This is a genomic window from Shewanella sp. P1-14-1, from assembly GCF_001401775.1.
Taxonomy (GTDB): domain Bacteria; phylum Pseudomonadota; class Gammaproteobacteria; order Enterobacterales; family Shewanellaceae; genus Shewanella; species Shewanella japonica.
The window spans coordinates 1-2395 of the sequence record NZ_LKTL01000058.1 but is presented as its reverse complement, the minus strand read 5'-3'; the positions used below and the strand labels follow the sequence as shown (position 1 = coordinate 2395).

1 protein-coding gene is annotated in these 2395 nt (G+C 38.2%); it reads left to right on the top strand.

Annotated elements, in window-relative coordinates; translation table 11 throughout:
- Positions 1-1380: 1380 nt before the first annotated feature.
- Positions 1381-2395 (top strand): cytochrome ubiquinol oxidase subunit I (locus AN944_RS20890; RefSeq protein ID WP_055026572.1); only part of this gene is annotated, 1015 nt, incomplete at its 3' end.

Here is a 2395-nt window from a genome sequence, read left to right as displayed (position 1 = left end):
TTGTTAAGGGGGACAAGCGCTTTCCCCCCTTAGCTCTGGTGTGGGCGAAGCGCCACGACGTTGACCTTAATCCAAACGAAGTTTGGAAATGTAGGTTTAAATTCTTCGCATTAAATCTGGTGTAGCCGAAGCGCCACGACGTTGACCTTAATCCAAACGGAGTTTGGAAATGTAGGATTAAACCCAGATATCAGAATCAGGTGTGGCCAAAAGTTGATCAACAGCTCAATATCAAACGTATGTTTGAATAGTTTCTGCTTTAGATAAAGAAAGACATCAATAAGGGGCATTAAAAAGCCCCTTAGAATCGAAACTCTAAAGGGCTAGTCAATGCTCTATGTTGCAAATGATCTGCAAGAGCTGTTTTGCGCTAACAAAACATCAAGGGTAACGTCCAATAGCGTCAGCAAGCAATTGCATACTTATTCTATCTTTCGTTGTATTGCTGCTAATGGGTGTCTAAAGCTAAGACACAAACGAGAGCAACAATATAAAACGGTTTAGTACGCTTGGTACATTTCAACAAATACTTTTTTGTAGCTGTTGATGAAACGCTCAAATAATTTAGTCATGTGCTAAATCTCCACTCAGTAATATTAAAATTAGTAGAGTTGGGGATGCAACTTGATGTCCATTTTGTTCAAGTCCAATCGACCTTCTCTGAATACAAGGAGAATTCTATATTCTCCTTATAAAACACTCAAACGAAATAAATTAATCTTAGCTATTAGTATAACTTATCCGAAACTTAAGATTTCTATTGGTTGAATTGTTCTTTAGGGTCTTATCTTACTGATTTTTAACGTTATTTAATGCTGGGTGATATCTTTTTAGGTGTAGATAATCTAAGCCTTAAATGTTAAATGTTTATTTTTTGCTTTAGGAGGGCTTTGATTAGTTTTAGGTGGTTTAGAGATGTTGATTTTACAAAAATGTAAACAAATTCCTAGCAGTTATTTGAGTTGAGGTCAACACCTAATAAGTGGTACTTTGCGCCCATGCTCAAAACCCGTAAAAAACCACATTTTTATTGCTGAATATGTTGATTGGAGTCAAATTTCGGTGATATAAATTACAGGTCTACAGTATTTGATTTTTTATTTAAGTTGTTGATATTTAATGATTAATCATTATTGGTGGTTTTAGTTTTGTAGTGTTAAGTCACTTTTTGCGCTTAAGTGTGATAAATGTCTCATTTACGAGGTGTTTTAACAAGATAAACTACCCACGAGATTGAGATGAAATAAAGCTTGTGTTTAACAAGTTGTTAACGTGGCAATGTTGCTACTTAAAGTATTTTAAATTTTTTCCTGCAATGGCACTTGTTGTGATTGATGGGAATCATCATGGCATTTGGATGTACCGAGTAAGGAGTCGCCAATGATTATTGAAGAGGTTGTAGAGCTGTCACGATTGCAGTTCGCGCTAACAGCCATGTATCACTTTCTGTTTGTACCTTTAACCTTAGGTTTAGCCTTTATTTTGGCGATCATGGAGTCACTTTATGTGATGACTGATAATCAAATTTATAAAGATATGACTAAGTTCTGGGGTAAGTTGTTCGGGATTAACTTTGCACTCGGTGTGACAACCGGTTTAGCAATGGAATTCCAGTTTGGTACTAACTGGTCATATTTCTCACATTATGTGGGTGATATCTTTGGTGCCCCATTAGCAATTGAAGGCTTAATGGCATTCTTCTTAGAGTCTACTCTAGTGGGTATGTTCTTCTTCGGTTGGGATCGTTTCAGTAAGCGCCAACATTTAGCTGTCACTTGGTTAGTTGCTATTGGCTCTAACATGTCAGCGCTATGGATTTTGATCGCAAACGGTTGGATGCAAAACCCAGTTGGGTCAGTATTCAATTACGAAACAATGCGTATGGAAATGACTAGTTTTGCTGAAGTGGTATTTAACCCTGTAGCACAAGTTAAGTTCGTTCATACGGTTGCATCAGGTTATGTTGCCGGTGCAATGTTCGTTCTTGCAATTAGTTCATACTACATCCTTAAAGGCCGTGATTTACCATTTGCGCGTCGTTCATTTGCGATTGCAGCAAGTTTCGGTATGGCTGCGATTTTATCGGTTATCGTACTAGGCGATGAATCTGGCTATAAAGTAGGTGAAGTACAACGCGTTAAGTTAGCGGCAATTGAAGCGGAATGGCACACTGAGCCAGCTCCAGCAGCATTTACTGCGGTAGGTTTCCCGAATCAAGAAAAAATGGAAACTGACTTTGCTCTAAAAATCCCTTATGCGATGGGTATCATTGCTACGCGTTCTTTAGATGAGCAAGTCACAGGTATCATCGACTTAATTGATGAACATGAAGTGCGCATTCGTAACGGTATGATTGCTTATTCATTCCTTGAAAGACTGCGTGCAGGTGACGAAA